At 72.8% G+C, this 15,674-nt stretch carries 13 protein-coding genes; 4 read left to right on the top strand and 9 right to left on the bottom strand.

The annotated features are described in order from the left end of the window. Positions 1 to 20: 20 nt before the first annotated feature. On the bottom strand, positions 21 to 1,781 hold the full coding sequence (locus ABTZ03_RS11995) for an ABC transporter transmembrane domain-containing protein (protein ID WP_350512786.1): 1,761 nt from the start codon (positions 1,779 to 1,781) through the stop codon (positions 21 to 23). A 376-nt stretch (positions 1,782 to 2,157) separates the two neighbouring features. Here ABTZ03_RS11995 and ABTZ03_RS11990 point away from each other — a divergent pair, with 376 nt between their 5' ends. Continuing rightward, on the top strand, positions 2,158 to 3,021 hold the full coding sequence (locus tag ABTZ03_RS11990; protein WP_350512785.1) for an aldo/keto reductase: 864 nt from the start codon (positions 2,158 to 2,160) through the stop codon (positions 3,019 to 3,021). A 214-nt stretch (positions 3,022 to 3,235) separates the two neighbouring features. Here ABTZ03_RS11990 and ABTZ03_RS11985 read toward each other — a convergent pair whose 3' ends face one another. Beyond that, positions 3,236 to 4,132, bottom strand: coding sequence for a MarR family winged helix-turn-helix transcriptional regulator (locus ABTZ03_RS11985; RefSeq protein WP_350512784.1), 897 nt, complete (start codon positions 4,130 to 4,132; stop codon positions 3,236 to 3,238). Positions 4,133 to 4,506: 374 nt separating this feature from the next. On the opposite strand from ABTZ03_RS11985, the gene fabG reads away from it, so the two are divergent. Beyond that, complete coding sequence (fabG, locus tag ABTZ03_RS11980) at positions 4,507 to 5,274, top strand: 3-oxoacyl-ACP reductase FabG (protein WP_350512783.1); 768 nt, start codon at positions 4,507 to 4,509, stop codon at positions 5,272 to 5,274. A 231-nt stretch (positions 5,275 to 5,505) separates the two neighbouring features. Next, complete coding sequence (locus tag ABTZ03_RS11975; protein ID WP_350512782.1) at positions 5,506 to 6,339, top strand: phosphatase PAP2 family protein; 834 nt, start codon at positions 5,506 to 5,508, stop codon at positions 6,337 to 6,339. A 95-nt stretch (positions 6,340 to 6,434) separates the two neighbouring features. Here the strand turns inward: ABTZ03_RS11975 and ABTZ03_RS11970 are convergent, their stop codons facing one another. Further along, the gene (locus tag ABTZ03_RS11970; protein WP_350512781.1) at positions 6,435 to 6,650 is read right to left on the bottom strand and encodes an I78 family peptidase inhibitor; all 216 of its coding nucleotides are present in this window, start codon (positions 6,648 to 6,650) and stop codon (positions 6,435 to 6,437) included. Positions 6,651 to 6,727: 77 nt separating this feature from the next. Here ABTZ03_RS11970 and ABTZ03_RS11965 point away from each other — a divergent pair, with 77 nt between their 5' ends. Further along, positions 6,728 to 7,003, top strand: a complete 276-nt coding sequence (locus tag ABTZ03_RS11965) for a DUF6343 family protein (RefSeq protein WP_350512780.1) — start codon at positions 6,728 to 6,730, stop codon at positions 7,001 to 7,003. A gap of 57 nt (positions 7,004 to 7,060) precedes the next feature. On the opposite strand, the gene ABTZ03_RS11960 is transcribed toward ABTZ03_RS11965, so the two are convergent. The 6 genes from ABTZ03_RS11960 to ABTZ03_RS11935 form a co-directional block, all read right to left on the bottom strand. Next, positions 7,061 to 8,530 (bottom strand): aspartate aminotransferase family protein, encoded by a 1,470-nt coding sequence (locus ABTZ03_RS11960; RefSeq protein WP_350512779.1) that lies wholly within the window; start codon positions 8,528 to 8,530, stop codon positions 7,061 to 7,063. Continuing rightward, positions 8,520 to 10,430, bottom strand: coding sequence for a 1-deoxy-D-xylulose-5-phosphate synthase (gene dxs, locus ABTZ03_RS11955; RefSeq protein ID WP_350512778.1), 1,911 nt, complete (start codon positions 10,428 to 10,430; stop codon positions 8,520 to 8,522). The genes ABTZ03_RS11960 and dxs overlap by 11 nt, the downstream gene beginning before the upstream one ends. Positions 10,431 to 10,562: 132 nt before the next feature. Then, positions 10,563 to 11,591, bottom strand: coding sequence for an adenosyl-hopene transferase HpnH (gene hpnH, locus ABTZ03_RS11950; protein ID WP_350512777.1), 1,029 nt, complete (start codon positions 11,589 to 11,591; stop codon positions 10,563 to 10,565). A gap of 2 nt (positions 11,592 to 11,593) precedes the next feature. Continuing rightward, on the bottom strand, positions 11,594 to 12,295 hold the full coding sequence (locus tag ABTZ03_RS11945) for a 5'-methylthioadenosine/S-adenosylhomocysteine nucleosidase family protein (protein ID WP_350512776.1): 702 nt from the start codon (positions 12,293 to 12,295) through the stop codon (positions 11,594 to 11,596). Beyond that, positions 12,292 to 14,253, bottom strand: coding sequence for a squalene--hopene cyclase (gene shc, locus ABTZ03_RS11940; protein WP_350512828.1), 1,962 nt, complete (start codon positions 14,251 to 14,253; stop codon positions 12,292 to 12,294). The genes ABTZ03_RS11945 and shc overlap by 4 nt, the downstream gene beginning before the upstream one ends. 127 nt (positions 14,254 to 14,380) lie before the next feature. After that, positions 14,381 to 15,469, bottom strand: a complete 1,089-nt coding sequence (locus tag ABTZ03_RS11935) for a polyprenyl synthetase family protein (RefSeq protein WP_502894439.1) — start codon at positions 15,467 to 15,469, stop codon at positions 14,381 to 14,383. Positions 15,470 to 15,674 lie beyond the last annotated feature (205 nt).

Genomic DNA, 15,674 nt, shown 5'->3' with positions numbered 1-15,674 from the left:
ACGGTCGACGGCGGTGGTGGTCATACCGACACCGCCTCCTCGTCCCGGGTGACCACGGCCCGGTAGGCCGGCTCGGTGCGCATCAGGTCGCGGTGCCGCCCGGCCGCGACCGCCCGGCCCTCGCGCAGCAGCACCACCCGGTCCGCCTGGTCCAGCAGCAGCGGGCTGGTCGCGAAGACCACCGTGGTGCGCCCGGACCGGGTGTCCCGGAGGCCGGCGGCGATCCGGGACTCGGTGTGGGCGTCCACCGCGCTGGTGGGCTCGTCCAGCACCAGGACCGGCGGGTCGGCCAGCAGGGCGCGGGCCAGCGCCAGCCGCTGGCGCTGCCCGCCGGAGAGCGAGCGCCCACGTTCGGTCAGCCGGGCGCGCATCGGGTCCCCCTCGCACTCCGGCGAGCCGTCCACCAGCGCCTCCAGCACGTCCTCCGAACGGGCCGCGGCGAGCGCCTCGGCCACCGGGACCCGGCCCGAGGACGGGATGTCCAGTAGTTCGGCCAGCGTGCCGGAGAGCAGCACCGGCTCCTTGTCGTGGACCAGCACCGCCGCCCTGGCCTCGGCCAGCGGGACGGTGTCCAGCTCGGTGCCGCCGAGCCGGACGGACGGCAGGGGTTGCTCGTCCTCGGCCAGCGGGACGTGCCCGCCGAGCCGCTCGGCGAGCGCCCCGGCGAAGTCCGGGTCCCCGCAGACCACCGCGGTCAGCTCGCCGGCCCGGACGGTCAGCCCGGTGGCCGGGTCGTGCAGGTCGGACCGGTCCGGCCGGGTCAGCACGCCGTCGGCCGTGCCGTCGGTGCGGCTGAGCGAGAGCACCCGTACCGCCCGACCGGCGGAGACCCGGGCGACGCTCCAGGCGTGTGCCGCCTCGCCCAGGATCCGCAGCGGCGCGGCCAGGAAGGCGGTCGCCCCGTAGACCGCGACCAGGGTGCCCACGCCGAGCTCGCCGGAGGCCGCCAGCCGGACGCCGTACCACGTCACCCCGACCACGAACAGGCCCGGCAGCAGCACCTGTTGGGCCTGCATCAGCGACCAGAGCCGGGCCGAGCGCACCGCCGCCGCACGGACCTTCTGGGAGGCCGTCCGGTACCGCTCCAGGAACAGCTCCTCGCCGCCGATGCCGCGCAGCACCCGCAGCCCGGCCACCGTGTCGGCGGCCAGTTCGGTGGCCTTGCCGCCGAGTTCGCGCTGCTGCTGGTAGCGCCGCTCGAACGGCCCGATCAGCGGCCAGACCGAAGCGGCCAGCACCGGGACGCCGAGCAGCACCCCGACCCCGAGCACCGGCTCGACCACCAGCACCACCGCGCTGACCGTCAACCAGACGATCACGGCGGCCCGGACCCGGGCGATCAGTTCGACGTACCAGCCGATCCGCTCGACGTCCCCGCTGCCGACCGCGACCACCTCGCCGGTGGCGATCCGCCGGGACAGCCCGGCCCCCAGGTGGGAGGCCTGCCGGGCCACCAACTGCCGTACGTGGCTGGCGGCGTGGATCCAGTTCCAGACCGCCTGCCGGTGCAGCAGCACGGTGCCGAGCGAGGCGGTGGCGGCCAGCAGCAGCGCGAGCGCGCCGGCCCGCCAGATCCCGCCGGCGTCGCCGTCGACGGCGGCCTGCACCCCGTGCCCGAGCGGGATCGGCAGCGCGGCCTGGGCGCCCATTTCGAGCAGCGCCCAGCAGGTGGCGCGGACCTGCCCGGGCCGTTGGGCGCGTTGCAGCCAGCGCAGGAAGGCCGGCGGTGAGGAGAGGTCGGGGGTGCCGGGGTCGGCCAGCGGCAGGGAGGAGAGCGGCATGACACTCCGATGCGGGGGGTGCGGGAAGTGCTGGAGGTACGAAGTCGTCCCGCTCACACGAAGGCACGGGCGGGGAGCGCGCGGCGCGACGGCGCGGCTGCGTCGCAACGCCCCCGCTGGGGCGCCGGACGAACGGGGTCGGGTGCGAAGGACCCTGATTTCAGGAGGTCATGCCCGGAGCCTGCCAAGCCCGCTGTGACCTGTGCAACAGGTTTTCCGCGACCCCGGAGCGGCTCCCCCGTCAACCCGGCCCCGGGCGCACGCCACGCCGCCGTAAAGGTTCGCCAAAGATTCCCCCGAACGGCGGGAACAATCGTGCCGGGGCGCCAGTTGCCCCCTCTGGAACCAACGGACAACCAGGAAGGCACCCCTTCCCGTGAGCAACATCCCCAGCGTCACCCTGAACGACGGCGCCAAGATCCCGCAGCTCGGCTTCGGCGTGTGGCAGGTGCCGGACGCCGAGGCGACGCCCGCCGTGCGCACGGCGATCGAGGCGGGCTACCGCTCCATCGACACCGCGGCGATCTACGAGAACGAGACCGGCACCGGTGCGGCCATCAACGAGGCACTGGCGGGCGGCCTCGCCCGGCAGGACCTCTACGTCACCACCAAGCTGTGGAACTCCGGCACCCGCGACTGGTCCGGCGAGCAGGGCCGCGACGCGGTGCTGCGCGAGTTCGACGCTTCCCTCGAGAAGCTCGGCCTCGACCACATCGACCTGTACCTGATCCACTGGCCGCGCCCGATGCACGGCACCTTCCTGAACGTCTGGAAGGCCCTGGAGCAGCTGAAGGAGGGCGGCCGGGTCACCTCGATCGGCGTCTCCAACTTCGGCCAGGAGCAGCTCACCCGCCTGCTGGACGAGGCTTCGGTCGTCCCGGCTCTGAACCAGGTCGAGCTGCACCCGTACTTCCCGCAGGAGGAGCTGCGCGCCTTCCACGCCGAGCACGGCATCGCCACCGAGGCGTGGAGCCCGCTGGGTCAGGGCGGCGAGCTGCTGGCCGAGCCGGCGCTGGCGAAGATCGCCGAGAAGCACGGCCGTACGGTCGCCCAGGTGGTGCTCCGCTGGCACCTGCAGAGCGGCGTGATCGCGATCCCGAAGTCGGTCACCCCGTCCCGCATCCGGGAGAACCTGGACGTCACCGGCTTCGAGCTGGACGCCGAGGACCTCGCGGCGATCGCCGGGGTCGCGACCGGCAAGCGGATCGGCCCGGACCCGCAGGGGTTCGACTGGAACTGATGACCGCCGTGGGGGCGCCGGCCGACTCGGCCCGGCGCCCCCGACAACGACATTTCTGAGCGTCGGTCATATCGAAGTACCGCTCGTTCCGGTCAGGGACGAGCGGCACTTCGCCATGTCCGGATTCACCGACGCCAACCGACGGTCGCTGTCAACGACCGTGGGCCTCAGGCTCCTTGGTGAATCGTTTTGGCTGTTGTTACCAAAGCTTGGACTAGAGTCTGGCCGCCTTGGCGATCAACGTGAGCGCGGCCTCGTGCTCGTCCTCCGCCAGCGACGCGAGCAGCAACCGCTGCACTTCGGCCACTCCGGCGGCCGAGCGGTGCAGCAGGTCCTGACCCGCCGGCGAGAGCGACAGCAGGTTGCGCCGCCCGTCCGAGGGGTCCCGCCGGCGCTGCACCAGGCCTCGGCGCACCAGTCGGCTGACCATCTCGGCCATCGTGGCCTTGTCCAGCGAGGCCAGCTCGCCGACCGTGCGCTGGTCCGCGCCCGGCTCCAGCTCCAGCGCGTCCAGCACGGCGTACTGCGGGGCGGTCAGCTCCGCACCGACGTGCTCCGACCAGAGCTTGGTGTGCACCTGCTGGCCGACCCTGATCAGGTAGCCGATCGCCCGCTGGGCGTCCAGTATCGGCCGGGCGTCCGTGAAGACGGCGACCGCCGCGGGTTCCAGCCTGGCTATCTTGGCCATCACCCGGACGATCTCGACCTGCTCCTCCGCCGTGAGTGGCTCGAACAGCACCCGCTGGACGCGGACCACACCACCGGTGGCCTCGCGCACCGCCTGGGCGCCGCTCTGCGACAGGGCGAGCAGCTTGCGCCGGCCGTCGGCCGGGTCACGCCTTCGCAGCACCAGGCCGCGACGGACCAGCCGCGCGACCATCTCGGCCATCGTGGCCTTGTCCAGCGAGGCCCGCTCGCCGACCGTGCGCTGGTCCGCGCCCGGTTCGAGGGCGAGCACCAGCAGGACCGCGAACTGCGGAGCCGTGAGATCGGCTCCGACATGCTCGGACCACAGCCGGGTGTGAACCTGCTGCGCAACGCGAATGAGGTGTCCGGGCGACTGCTGCAGTCGCGCAGACACGCGGGTTGTCGGGATCTCCCCCAGCACCATGTATCCGTCCCGATGTCACACCCGGTGTGTGTGGGACACCCGGGTGGGGCAGTAACGGCGAGTGGGCGTCCAGCTATGAGGGAGGGCGCTCCAGCCGTGCAGCCGGTGGCTGCTGGCGGACACTATACAAACGGCTGGCCCTTGCTGGCAGGCAGGGGCGGATAGTAGACGCAGGTTCGGCAACATTGGCATATTTACGCGCTGCCAACGCCTTGCAGTAACTCGTTCTCAGCAGAAAGCCGACCGGTCGGTCCTTACCGACCGTCACCTGCGTCTCTCCACCCTGGCCGCCTCCCCTACCCGCCGGTAGGGTATGGGCACCCTCTCCGGGGGCACTCCCCCGGAGGCACCCCCCGAGAGAGACGAGAGCGAGCATGACCGAGCAGAGCACCGCCCCCCGGGTCGCCGTGGTCACCGGCGCCGCCCGCGGCCTGGGCGCCGCCACCGCCGTGCGCCTGGCCTCCGACGGCTACGCGGTGGCCGTCCTGGACCTCGACGAAGCCGCCGGCAAGGACACCGTCGACCGGATCACCGCGGCCGGCGGCCGGGCGCTGGCGGTCGGCGCCGACGTCTCGGACGCCGAGCAGGTCCAGGCCGCCGTCGACCGGGTGGCCGCCGAGCTCGGCACCCCGGTCGTACTGGTCAACAACGCGGGCGTACTCCGCGACAACCTGCTCTTCAAGATGTCCGAGTCGGACTGGGACACGGTCATGAACGTGCACCTGCGCGGCGCCTTCCTGATGACCCGGGCGGTGCAGAAGCACATGGTCGACGCCGGTTTCGGCCGCATCGTCAACCTGTCCTCCTCGTCCGCCCAGGGCAACCGCGGCCAGGCCAACTACTCCGCTGCCAAGGCCGGCCTGCAGGGCTTCACCAAGACTTTGGCCATCGAGCTGGGCAAGTTCGGCATCACCGCCAACGCCGTCGCCCCCGGCTTCATCGCCACGGACATGACGGCGGCCACCGCCGCCCGGGTCGGCATGGACTTCGAGGACTTCAAGCGCGCTGCGGCCTCCCAGATCCCGGTCCAGCGGGTCGGCGAGCCCGAGGACGTCGCCCACACCATCTCGTTCCTCGCCAGCGAGGGTGCCGGCTTCGTCTCCGGACAGGTGATCTACGTCGCGGGCGGCCCCCTCGACTGAGCACCGAACCTACACAGGGTGACCACGGGGTGGGAAGCCGGGCGAACCGGCCTCCCGCTCCGTTTTCTTTACCGGGGCTTTTGGAGAATCATTCGAAGACCACACTGGCATTCGATCCCGGAATACCGGAAATCACTCCCCAGGTCGCCCGCAGAGCACCCAATTGTCGATTTCCCGGGAAAATGACAATTCCCTCCGGAATACCCTGCGCCGGATGGGTATGGTCACCCCGTGCAATCCAGGAGTACCGCCGCTCGCATTCCGCGACAGGGGCCGGAACGCCGCACCGGCTCCCCTCGGGAACAACCGGGCCCCGACCGCGGCGCGCCCGGCCCGGCCGCCCTCGATCACGGCGCGCCCCGCCCGGCCACCGCCCTCGACGACGGCACGGCCGGCTGGCCCCCGATGAGCCGCCGCCGGGCCGCCCTGTTCGCCGTCACCCTCGCCGCCTACCTGCTGGTGCTGGCCGGCGTCCTGCTCAACACCGATCTGGTCGACCTCGACTGGTCGGTGCGGCTGCTGCGGCCGTACGACCGGTGGCCCAGCCTGGAACCGCTGCTCAACGCCTGGGTGGTCGCCGGGCAGCGCGGACCCAGCGCGATCGCCGCCTTCGCCTGGCTGCTGTGGCGCGCCCACCGCCTCGGCCGACTGCGCCCGCTGCTGGTGATGGGCGTCGCCCTGCTGCTGCTCAACGTCACGGTGGGTGCGGTCAAGATCGTCACCGGCCGGCTCGGCCCGCACTACGCCCAGTACGTCGGCTCGCCCGAGCTGTTCTCCGGCGGCACCATCTTCCCGTCCGGCCACACCGCCAACGCCGTGGTCACCTGGGGCGTGCTCGCCTACCTCGCGGTCCGCTGGCGGCGCACCGGCACGGTGATCGCCGCCGCCACCGCCTGCTCGATCGGCCTCACCACGGTCTACCTGGGCACCCACTGGGTCTCCGACGTCCTGGCCGGCTGGGCCGCCGGACTGCTGGTGCTGCTCTCGCTGCCGCTGCTGGAACCCCTGGTCGCGGTCGCCGAACAGCGGCTCCACCGCCGACTCCAACGCCGGTTCGCCCCCTGAACCCCCTGAACCCACCGAGCGCGCCGTGCCCACCGAGCCCACCGAGCGCGCCGACAGCACCGAGTCCGCCGACCGCGCCGCAACCCGGTCGGGCCCTACCCCTCCCAGCTGCGCTCGACCACACCGTCCCGCACCGTGAGGTTCAACCGCCCCTCCCGGTACTCCATGGTGATCAGCTGCCCCGGCTCCAGCACCCGGACCGAGGCCCAGCCGTGCCGCCGGGCCAGCTCCCGGGCCCGCTCGATCCGCAGCCCCGCGTAGCCCTCGCCGTCCTCCGTCGTGCCCGCGCCCCCGGCGTCCGTCCCCGTCATCGCGCCTCCCCGGCTCTCCCCCTCGGACGTACGCTGGAATCGTAGCCCCCACCCGCGCGGCCCGGAGGTGAACCGGCATGCGCACCACGACCCCTCGGCGACGGTGGCGCAGCGGCACCGAGCCGGCCACCGCCCGCAGCGACCTCAAGCTCCGTTACCTGCTCTCGCTGACCTTCACCCCGCTGTTCGCGCTGGGCACCGCGGGCTTCGCGTACTGGGCGGCCACCTCCCCCGTCGACGGCGCGCCCAGCCGGGGCACCCTCACCGGCTTCGCGGTCGCCCTCGGGCTGCTCACCCTGTTCGCCGTCGTCGATCTCGTGGTGGTGGTCCGGCGCCGCCGGACCGAGCTCTGACGCGGTGTCTCCCACGGAGTGGGAAGTCGGCCGGGCCGACGTCCCACTCCGCCGCCGTCACCGGTTGCCGACCGCCTGCTTCACCAGGGTCCGGCCGAAGTCCCACATCAGGCCGTTCCCCCGGTGGGCCTCGTCCATGATCTCGGTGAACGCGTCGATGAACCGGTCCACGTCCCGATCGGTGATGATCAGCGGCGGGATCAACTTGATCACCTCCAGGTGGTCCCCGGACACCTGGGTCAGGATCCGGTGCCGCTGCAGCAGCGGGACGACCACCATCTGGGCGAACAACCCCTTGCGTGCCGCCTGCAGTGCCGTCCAACCGGTGCGCAGCTTCAGCGACTTGGGCCGGCCGAACTCGATGCCGATCATCAGCCCGCGGCCGCGCACCTCGGCCAGCAGCTCGTACCGCTCGATCAGCGCGGTCAGCCGCTCCCGGAACCGGTCACCGACCTGCCGGGCGTTCTCCACCACCTTCTCCTCGCGCATCACCTCCAGGGTCGCCAGCCCGGCCGCCATCGCCTGGGCGTTGGACCCGAAGCTGGCCGAGTGCACCAGCACCCGGTCCATCGAGGAGTACACCTTCTCGAAGATCCAGCTCTTGCCGAGCGTCGCCCCGACCGGCACGTACCCACCGGAGAGCGCCTTGGCGGCGCACACCAGGTCGGGCAGCACGCCCTCCTCGTGCTGGTAGGCGAAGAACTCCCCCGTGCGGCCGATCCCGGTCTGCACCTCGTCGCAGATCAGCAGCGCCCTGTGCTCGTGCAGCAGCGCCTGGGCGGCCCGCAGCCAGCCGGGCGGCGGCGCCTGGACGCCCTTGCCCTGGATCGGTTCGACGATCAACGCCGCGACGTCGCCCCGCTTCAACTCCTTGGCCAGTGCGCCGATGTCGCCGAGCGGGATGGCGGTGTCCGGCAGCAGCGGGTCGAAGCCCTTGCGGAAACCGTTCTCCCCGTTGACCGAGAGCGAGCCGGTGGTCAGCCCGTGGAAGGCGTGGTCGGCGTAGAGGATCCGCTTGCGGCCGGTGGCGTACCGGGCGAACTTCAGCGCGGTCTCCACCGCCTCGGTGCCGCTGTTGCCGAAGAACACCCGGTCCAGTCCGGGCGCGTACGACAGCAGCCGCTCGGCCAGCAGCCCGGGCAGCGGCGAGCAGTCGAAGCGGACCAGGTCCGGCAGGTCCAGGTCCATCACCTGCTGGATCGAGGAGCGCACCACCGGGTGGTGCCGGCCGAGCGCGAAGATGCCGAAGCCGGCCAGCATGTCGAGGTACTCGTTGCCCTCGGCGTCGTAGAAGTACTGGCCCTCCGCGCGCTCGTAGTGCTTGTCGAAGCCGATGGTGCGGAGCATCCGGGGAAGCTGCGGGTTGAGGTGGCGGCTGTGCAACTCGTAGCGCTCGCCACCGCGTTCGGCGAGCAGGGCGGCGAGGTCGAAGGCGGGGCGACCGTCGGCCGGGCGGCCGCCGGCGGCGGGGTCGGCAGCGGTGCGCTCGGCGGCGGTGCGGTCGGCGGCGGCGGGGTCAGCCGGCATGGCGCGGGTTCGCTCCTCGGGTCGGTAGCAGGTTCTTGGCGAAGACGGCGGTCTGGGCCGCGACCCCGGTGCCGGTCAGCCCGGCCTCCTCCAGGATCTCGCCGCGGGCGGCGTGGCCGAGGAACTCCTGCGGCAACCCGAGCACCCGGACCGGAACGTCCACGTCGGCGTCGCGCAGCGCCTGGGCGACGGCCGAACCGACGCCCCCGGTCCGGCCGTTGTCCTCGACCGTGACCACCAGCCGGTGGGCGGCGGCGAGTTCGGCCAGCGCCGGGTCGACCGGTTTGACCCAGCGCGGGTCGACCACGGTCGCGGTGAAGCCCTCGGCCAGCAGCAGCCGGGCGGCGTCCAGACAGGCCGAGGCGGTGACCCCGACGGCCACCAGCAGGATCTCCGGTGCCCGGCCGGTGCGCAGCAGCACGTCCGTCCCGCCGATCCGCTCGACCGCCTTGACCACCGGCCCGACGCTGCCCTTGGGGAAGCGCACCACGGTCGGCGCGTCCGCGACCTCGACGGCCTCGCGCAGTTGGGCCCGCAGTTGCTCGGCGTCGCGCGGCGCGGCCAGCCGTAGCCCGGGGACGACCTGGAGGATCGACAGGTCCCACATCCCGTTGTGCGAGGCCCCGTCGGAGCCGGTCACCCCGGAGCGGTCGAGCACGAAGGTGACGCCCAGCCGGTGCAGGGCGACGTCCATCAGGACCTGGTCGAAGGCCCGGTTCAGGAAGGTCGCGTACACCGCCACCACCGGGTGCAGCCCGCCGGTGGCCAGCCCCGCCGCGCTGGTGACGGCGTGCTGCTCGGCGATCCCGACGTCGAAGGTCCGGTCCGGGTACGCCTTGGCGAACGGCGCCAGCCCGACCGGCTGGAGCATCGCGGCGGTGATCGCCACCAGGTCGGGCCGCTCGGCGCCGAGCTCGACCATCTCCTCGCCGAACACCGAGGTCCAGGAGACCCCGGCGCTGGGCGAGATCGGCAGACAGGTGTACGGGTCGATCGGGTTGACGGCGTGGAAGCGGTCCGCCTCGTCCTGCTCGGCGGGCCGGTAGCCGCGTCCCTTGACGGTCAGGCAGTGCACGATGACCGGGCCGCCGAAGTTCCGGGCCTGGCGCAGCGCCTGCTCGACCGCTCCCGGGTCGTGGCCGTCGATCGGGCCGAGGTACTTCAGCCCGAGGTCCTCGAACATGCCCTGCGGGGCGAAGGCGTCCTTGAAGCCCTTCTTGGCCCCGTGCAGGGCGTCGAAGATCGGCTGCCCGACCAGCGGGGTGCGCTGCAGCGCCTCCTTGCCGATGGCCAGGAAGCGTTCGTAGCCCTGGGTGGTGCGCAGGGTGGCCAGGTGGTTGGCCAGGCCGCCGATGGTCCGGGCGTAGGAGCGCTCGTTGTCGTTGACCACGATGACCAGCGGCCGGTCGCGGGCCTCGGCGATGTTGTTGAGCGCCTCCCAGGCGAGCCCGCCGGTGAGCGCGCCGTCGCCGATGACCGCGACGGTGTGCCGGTCGTGCTGGCCGAGCAGTTGGGCGGCCTTGGCGAGTCCGTCGGCGTAGGAGAGCGCGGTGGAGGCGTGCGAGTTCTCGACCAGGTCGTGCTCGGACTCGGCCCGCGAGGGGTAGCCGGACAGTCCGCCCTTCATCCGCAGCCGGGAGAAGTCCTGGCGCCCGGTGAGCAGCTTGTGGACGTAGCTCTGGTGGCCGGTGTCGAAGACGATCCGATCGTACGGCGAGTCGAAGACCCGGTGCAGCGCGATGGTGAGCTCCACCACGCCGAGGTTGGGTCCGAGGTGTCCGCCGGTGCGGGTGACGGCGTCGATCAGGAAGTCGCGGATCTCGTCGGCGAGCAGCGGCAGTTCGGCGGCGGGGAGCTTGCGCAGCTCGGCCGGGGACGTGACGCGGGAGAGCAGTGACATGGGTACACCTCACGACTCGGAGCGGTGGTGCCTCCGCCCACCGGGGGCGGGGCCGGCCCGGGCGCGAGGGCCCGGGCCGGGCGGGAGCTCAGGACGCGGTCGGCTGCGGGGCCGGGCGGCGCCGGCCCGGCCTCAGCGCCCGCGGTTGGAGCTGACGGTCTCGGTGATGGCGCGCAGCGACTGCTGGAGCGAGCCCATGGTCGCGAGGACCGCGGTCGGCTCGTAGCCGCAGTGGGCCATGCAGTTCTCGCAGCGCGGGTCCTTGCCGCGCCCGTACTTGCTCCAGTCGGTCTTCTCGACCAGCTCGCGGTAGGTCGGCACGTAGCCGTCGGCCATCAGGTAGCAGGGCCGCTGCCAGCCGAACAGGGAGTAGTTGGGGATGCCCCAGGGGGTGCACTCGAAGTCGGCCTTGCCCTCCAGGAAGTCCAGGAAGAGCGGGCTGTGGTTGAGGCGCCAGCGCTTGCGGTTGCCGCCGGCGAAGGCCTTGCGGAAGAGCTCCCGGGTCTGCTCGACACCGAGGAAGTGCTCCTGGTCGGGGGCCTTCTCGTAGGCGTAGGCCGGAGAGATCATCATCTCGTCGACCTTGAGCTCGTCGTTGAGGTAGTCCAGCACGTCGATGACGGTCTGCGGGGTGTCGGTGTTGAAGAAGGTGCTGTTGGTGGTGACCCGGAAGCCGCGCCGCTTGGCCTCCTTGATCGCCGCCACCGCCTCGTCGAAGGTGCCCTCCTTGGCCACCGACTCGTCGTGCCGCTCGCGCAGCCCGTCGATGTGCACGGCGAAGGTGAAGTACGGCGAGGGCTTGAACTTGTCCATCTTCTTGCGCATCAGCAGCGCGTTGGTGCAGAGGAAGACGTACTTGCGGCGCTCCACCAGCTGTCGGACGATCTCGTCGATCTGCGGGTGCATCAGCGGCTCGCCGCCGGCGATCGAGACCATCGGGGCACCCGACTCCAGGACCGCGCCGACCGCCTGGGCGACGGGCATCCGCTGCTTGAGGACGCCCGCCGGGTGCTGGATCTTGCCGCAGCCCTCGCAGGCGAGGTTGCAGGCGAACAGCGGTTCCAGTTCGACGATCAGCGGGAACTTGTCGCGTCGCTTGAGCAGCTTCTGCTGCATCAGGTAGGTGCCGACCCGCACGGTCTGGCGCAACGGCATGGCCATGGCTAGCTCGCCTCCTGGGGGAGCGTCGAGGATGTGGGGTGGTTCAGGTCTGCGGAGCCCGTGATGTGCTCCTGGGAGCCCGTGACGTGCTCCTGCCGGTACCAGTCGACCAGGGCGGGTACCGTCGCCCGCAGGGTCCGCCAGGCGCGCACCCCGGCCGGCAGGGTGCCGGGCCGCAGCAGTTCGTGTTCGGGGGTGTCCACCACGACCCGCAGCACCGCGACCGGCAGGACCGGGCGCACCTCCCGCAGCGCGGCCAGCACGGCCGCCGCCTCCATGTCGACGGCGAGCGCGCCCTGGAGGTGCAGGGCGCGCCGCTCGATGCCGCGCACCACGTGGTCGGCGGTGTGGTGCACCCCGGTGTGCGCGGTCAGGCCCTGTTCCTTGAGCGCCCTGGCCAGCTCCGGCCCGGAGTCGACCGGGTAGAGGTGGCCCTCGGCGTCGCGCACGCCGTCGGCGGCCACCACCTCGCCGGGTGCCACGCCCGGTCCGACGGCGGCGCCGAAGCCCGCGACCACGACCGCGCCGTAGCCGCCCGGGGCGGAGCCGAGCAGCCGGCGGACGGCCGTCCCGGCGCGCCGCCGGCCGACCCCGGTGCGCACCAGCACCGGCGGTCCGCCGGCCGAGCCGCGCCAGTCGCCGCCGCGCAGGGCCCACACCTCGGGGCCCAGGGCGCAGAGCACCAGCAGGGGGGCGGTGGTCACCGCGCCGCCCCGATCGTCGGGGTGCCGCCCGGCGACACCATGCCCGGGGCGCCGTTGAGGTAGCGGCCGAGCGCGGTGACCGGGAAGACCAGCCGGTAGAGGTGGTAGTTGATGGAGAAGTCCCAGGGGAAGCCGGTGCCGGTGAACTGCGGTTCGTCCCAGGTGCCCTCGGGCAGCTGGGTGCGCACCAACCACTCCACCCCGCGTTCCACCGCCGGGTTGGTCCGGCCGTCCGGGCCCTCGCCCGCCGAGAGCAGCGCCATCAGCGCCCACGCGGTCTGCGAGGCGGTGGAGTCGCCGCGTCCGGCCCAGCGCGCCGGGTCGTCGTAGGAGCGCATGTCCTCGCCCCAGCCGCCGTCGGCGTTCTGCCGGTCCTCCAGCCAGCGCACCGCCCGGCGGATCGCCGGGTGCTCGTCCGGGACACCGGCCGCGGCCAGGGCGGGCAGCACCGAGCCGGTGCCGTAGATGTAGTTGGTGCCCCAGCGGCCGAACCAGGAGCCGTCCGCCTCCTGGTTGCGCAGCAGCCACTCGATGCCGCGCCGGGTCCGCGGGTCCCGGGCCCGGCCGGTCTCGGCGAGCATCTCCACGACGTGGGCGGTGACGTCGGCGGACGGCGGGTCGACCACCTCGCCGAAGTCGCAGAACGGCAGCTTGTTCGGCAGCAGGCTGGTGTTGTCCACGTCGAAGGCGCCCCAGGCGCCGTTCTTGGACTGCATCCCGAGGTTCCACAGCACGCCCCGGTCCACCGCCGCGTCGACCCGGCCCTGGTCGGGGTGGGCGACCCGGCGCAGCGCCAGCACCACCTCGGCGGTGTCGTCGATGTCGGGGTAGGTGTCGTTCTCGAACTCGAAGGCCCAGCCGCCGGCCGGCAGGGCGGGCCGCTGGACGGACCAGTCACCGGGCTTGCGGATCTCCTCGGCGAGCATCCAGTCGACGGCGGAGACCAGCGCCGGGTGGTCGGCCGGCACCCCGGCGTCGACCAGCGCGATGGTGGCCAGGCAGGTGTCCCAGACCGGGGACTGGCAGGCCTCCATCCAGCGCATGCCGTCCTCGGTATGCACGGTGAAGCGGTCGAAGGAGGAGAGCCCGGCGGTCATCACCGGGTGCTCCAGCTCGTAGCCCTCCAGGTGCAGGGCGATCAGCGAGTAGACGGCGGGCGGCTGGATGCCGCCCCAGCAGCCGTCCGCCTCCTGGCGCTCGACGATCCAGCGGCAGGCCTGGGCGACGGCGAGCCGGCGCAGCGGTCGGAAGGCCCGGCGGTGGTAGGCGTGCAGCACCTTGTCCAGGCGCTCGAACATGCCGTCCCAGCTGGTGGCGGGGGCGAACGGCCGGTCGGGGAAGGGGTGGTCCGGGTCGGTGTGCAGCTCGGTGAGCGCGAAGGGGGCCGGACGGACCGGGCGGTGGGCCGAGACGATGGTCAGCGGGACGATGGTCTGGCGGGCCCAGCAGCCGAAGGCGTAGATGTTCAGCGGCAGCCACTTGGGCAGGAAGATGATCTCGGGTGGCATCTCGGGCAGCCGTTCCCAGGGCCACCAGCCGAAGAGCGCGAGCCAGATCCGGGTGAACACCCGGGCGGCCGCGATGCCCCCGGCGGAGCGGACGTAGCGCGCGGCGGCCAGCATGTGCGGGGCGTTCGGGTCGTCGCCGGCGAGTTTGAGGGCGACGTAGGCCTCGACGGTGGTGGACAGTTCGGCCGGCCCGCCGTGGAAGGTGGCCCAGGTGCCGTCCTCCCGCTGCTGGGAGCGGATCCACTCGGCGGTGGCCCGGGTCTGCTCCTCCGTCCGGATGCCCAGGAACTGGCGGAGCAGTAAGTCCTCGGCGTCCATGGTGACGTTGGTCTCCAGGTCGCCCTTCCACCAGCCCTCGGAGGACTGCAGCGAGAGCAGGTGGGTGGTGGCACGCGCGAGCGCCTCGCGCGCGTCGCCGGGCTGCCGGTCCGCCTCACCGACCGGCCGCAGCCGGTCGGTGTCCTCGGGCCGGCGCCGCCCCGCGCCCAGCAGGGTCGGGGGGCGGTCGCCCACCGCGACCGGCTCGGAATCGTACTCAGGGTCGAGCCGGCCGTCCGCGGTTGCTGTCAACGTAACGTCACCTCTCTCGTACCACCACGAATTCGGCGAGTGCGACGAAGTGCTCGCGCACCCCGTCGGCCATGGGCACCTCGTCCAGGGCGGCGAGGGCAGTCGTGTGCTGGCGGCGGGCCTCCTCCTGGGTCCAGGCGCGGCCGCCGGCCTCCTCGATCAGCGCGGCCCGGGCGGCGAGCTCGGGCTCGCCCTCCTCGCCGCGGCCCTTCGGGTCGGCGAGCTGCTCGGCCAGCCGGCGGGAGGCGGCCCCGCCCTCGGCCAGCGCGGCGGCGACCGGCAGGGACTTCTTGCGCTGGCGCAGGTCGCCCCAGTGCGGCTTGCCGGTGACCTCGGTCGCGCCCCAGATGCCCAGCAGGTCGTCCACCGCCTGGAAGGCCAGGCCCAGGTGGTGGCCGTAGCGCTGGAGCGCGTCGGAGACCTTGTCGTCGGCCCCGGCCAGGACGGCGCCGATCGCCGAGGCGGCGGAGAGCAGGGCGGCGGTCTTGCCGCCCTCCATCTCCAGGCACTCGGCGACGGTGACACTGTCGCGCTGTTCGAAGGCGACGTCCATGGCCTGGCCGTCGATCAGTCGGCGGGTCGCCGTGGTGAGCAGCCGGACGGCCCGCGCGGCGTCGGTGGGGCTCGCGCCACCGGTCACCGCGGCGTCGAGCAGCACCTCCGTGCCGAGCGTCGCCAGGGCGTCGCCGACCAGGATCGCCTGGGCCGGCCCGAAGACCGTCCAGGCGGTGGCCCGGTGCCGCCGGGTCTCGTCACCGTCCATCAGATCATCATGAAGGAGGGAGAAGTTGTGCACCAGTTCAACCGCCACCCCACCGGGCACGCCCACCTCGGCCGCCGCACCGGCCGCCCGGGCCGACAGCAGCGCCAGGGCCGGGCGCACGGCCTTGCCGCCGTCGCCCTCCACCGGGGTGCCGTCCCGGTCGATCCAGCCGAAGTGGTAGGCGGCGACGGTGTCCATGGGTGCGGCCAGACGGGCGACGGCGGCCCGGAGCGGCGGGGTGCAGAGCGTACGGCTGCGGGCGAGCAGCTCCGGCACGGAGACCGGTTCGGCGTGCGCCGTGCCTCCGACGGCGAAGCCGGTGCGTGACTCCACGTGCGTTCCCTCTCCCTCGTGGTGCCGGACCGCACGGGGCGGCCGGGTGCTGTCGGTGCGGCTGGTGCCAGTACGAGTGGTGCCAGTACGAGTGGTGCCAGTGCGGGTGGTGCCAGTGCGGGTGGTGCCAGTGCGGGTGGTGCCAGTGCGGGTGGTGCCGGAACGAACGGTGTCGGTACGGCCGATGGGGCCGACGGTACGCCCG

The organism is Kitasatospora sp. NPDC096077, assembly GCF_040303245.1.
Lineage (GTDB): Bacteria > Actinomycetota > Actinomycetes > Streptomycetales > Streptomycetaceae > Kitasatospora.
Note: the sequence above shows the minus strand (reverse complement) of the source record. Positions and strands in the feature narration are given on the sequence as shown.

Coding starts and splice junctions, on each gene's coding strand:
- ABTZ03_RS11995 (WP_350512786.1), bottom strand. CDS start 1,781: ATGCCGCTCTCCTCCCTGCCGCTGGCCGACCCCGGCACCCCCGACCTC.
- ABTZ03_RS11985 (WP_350512784.1), bottom strand. CDS start 4,132: ATGGTGCTGGGGGAGATCCCGACAACCCGCGTGTCTGCGCGACTGCAG.
- fabG (WP_350512783.1), top strand. CDS start 4,507: ATGACCGAGCAGAGCACCGCCCCCCGGGTCGCCGTGGTCACCGGCGCC.
- ABTZ03_RS11970 (WP_350512781.1), bottom strand. CDS start 6,650: ATGACGGGGACGGACGCCGGGGGCGCGGGCACGACGGAGGACGGCGAG.
- ABTZ03_RS11965 (WP_350512780.1), top strand. CDS start 6,728: ATGCGCACCACGACCCCTCGGCGACGGTGGCGCAGCGGCACCGAGCCG.
- ABTZ03_RS11960 (WP_350512779.1), bottom strand. CDS start 8,530: ATGCCGGCTGACCCCGCCGCCGCCGACCGCACCGCCGCCGAGCGCACC.
- dxs (WP_350512778.1), bottom strand. CDS start 10,430: ATGTCACTGCTCTCCCGCGTCACGTCCCCGGCCGAGCTGCGCAAGCTC.
- hpnH (WP_350512777.1), bottom strand. CDS start 11,591: ATGGCCATGCCGTTGCGCCAGACCGTGCGGGTCGGCACCTACCTGATG.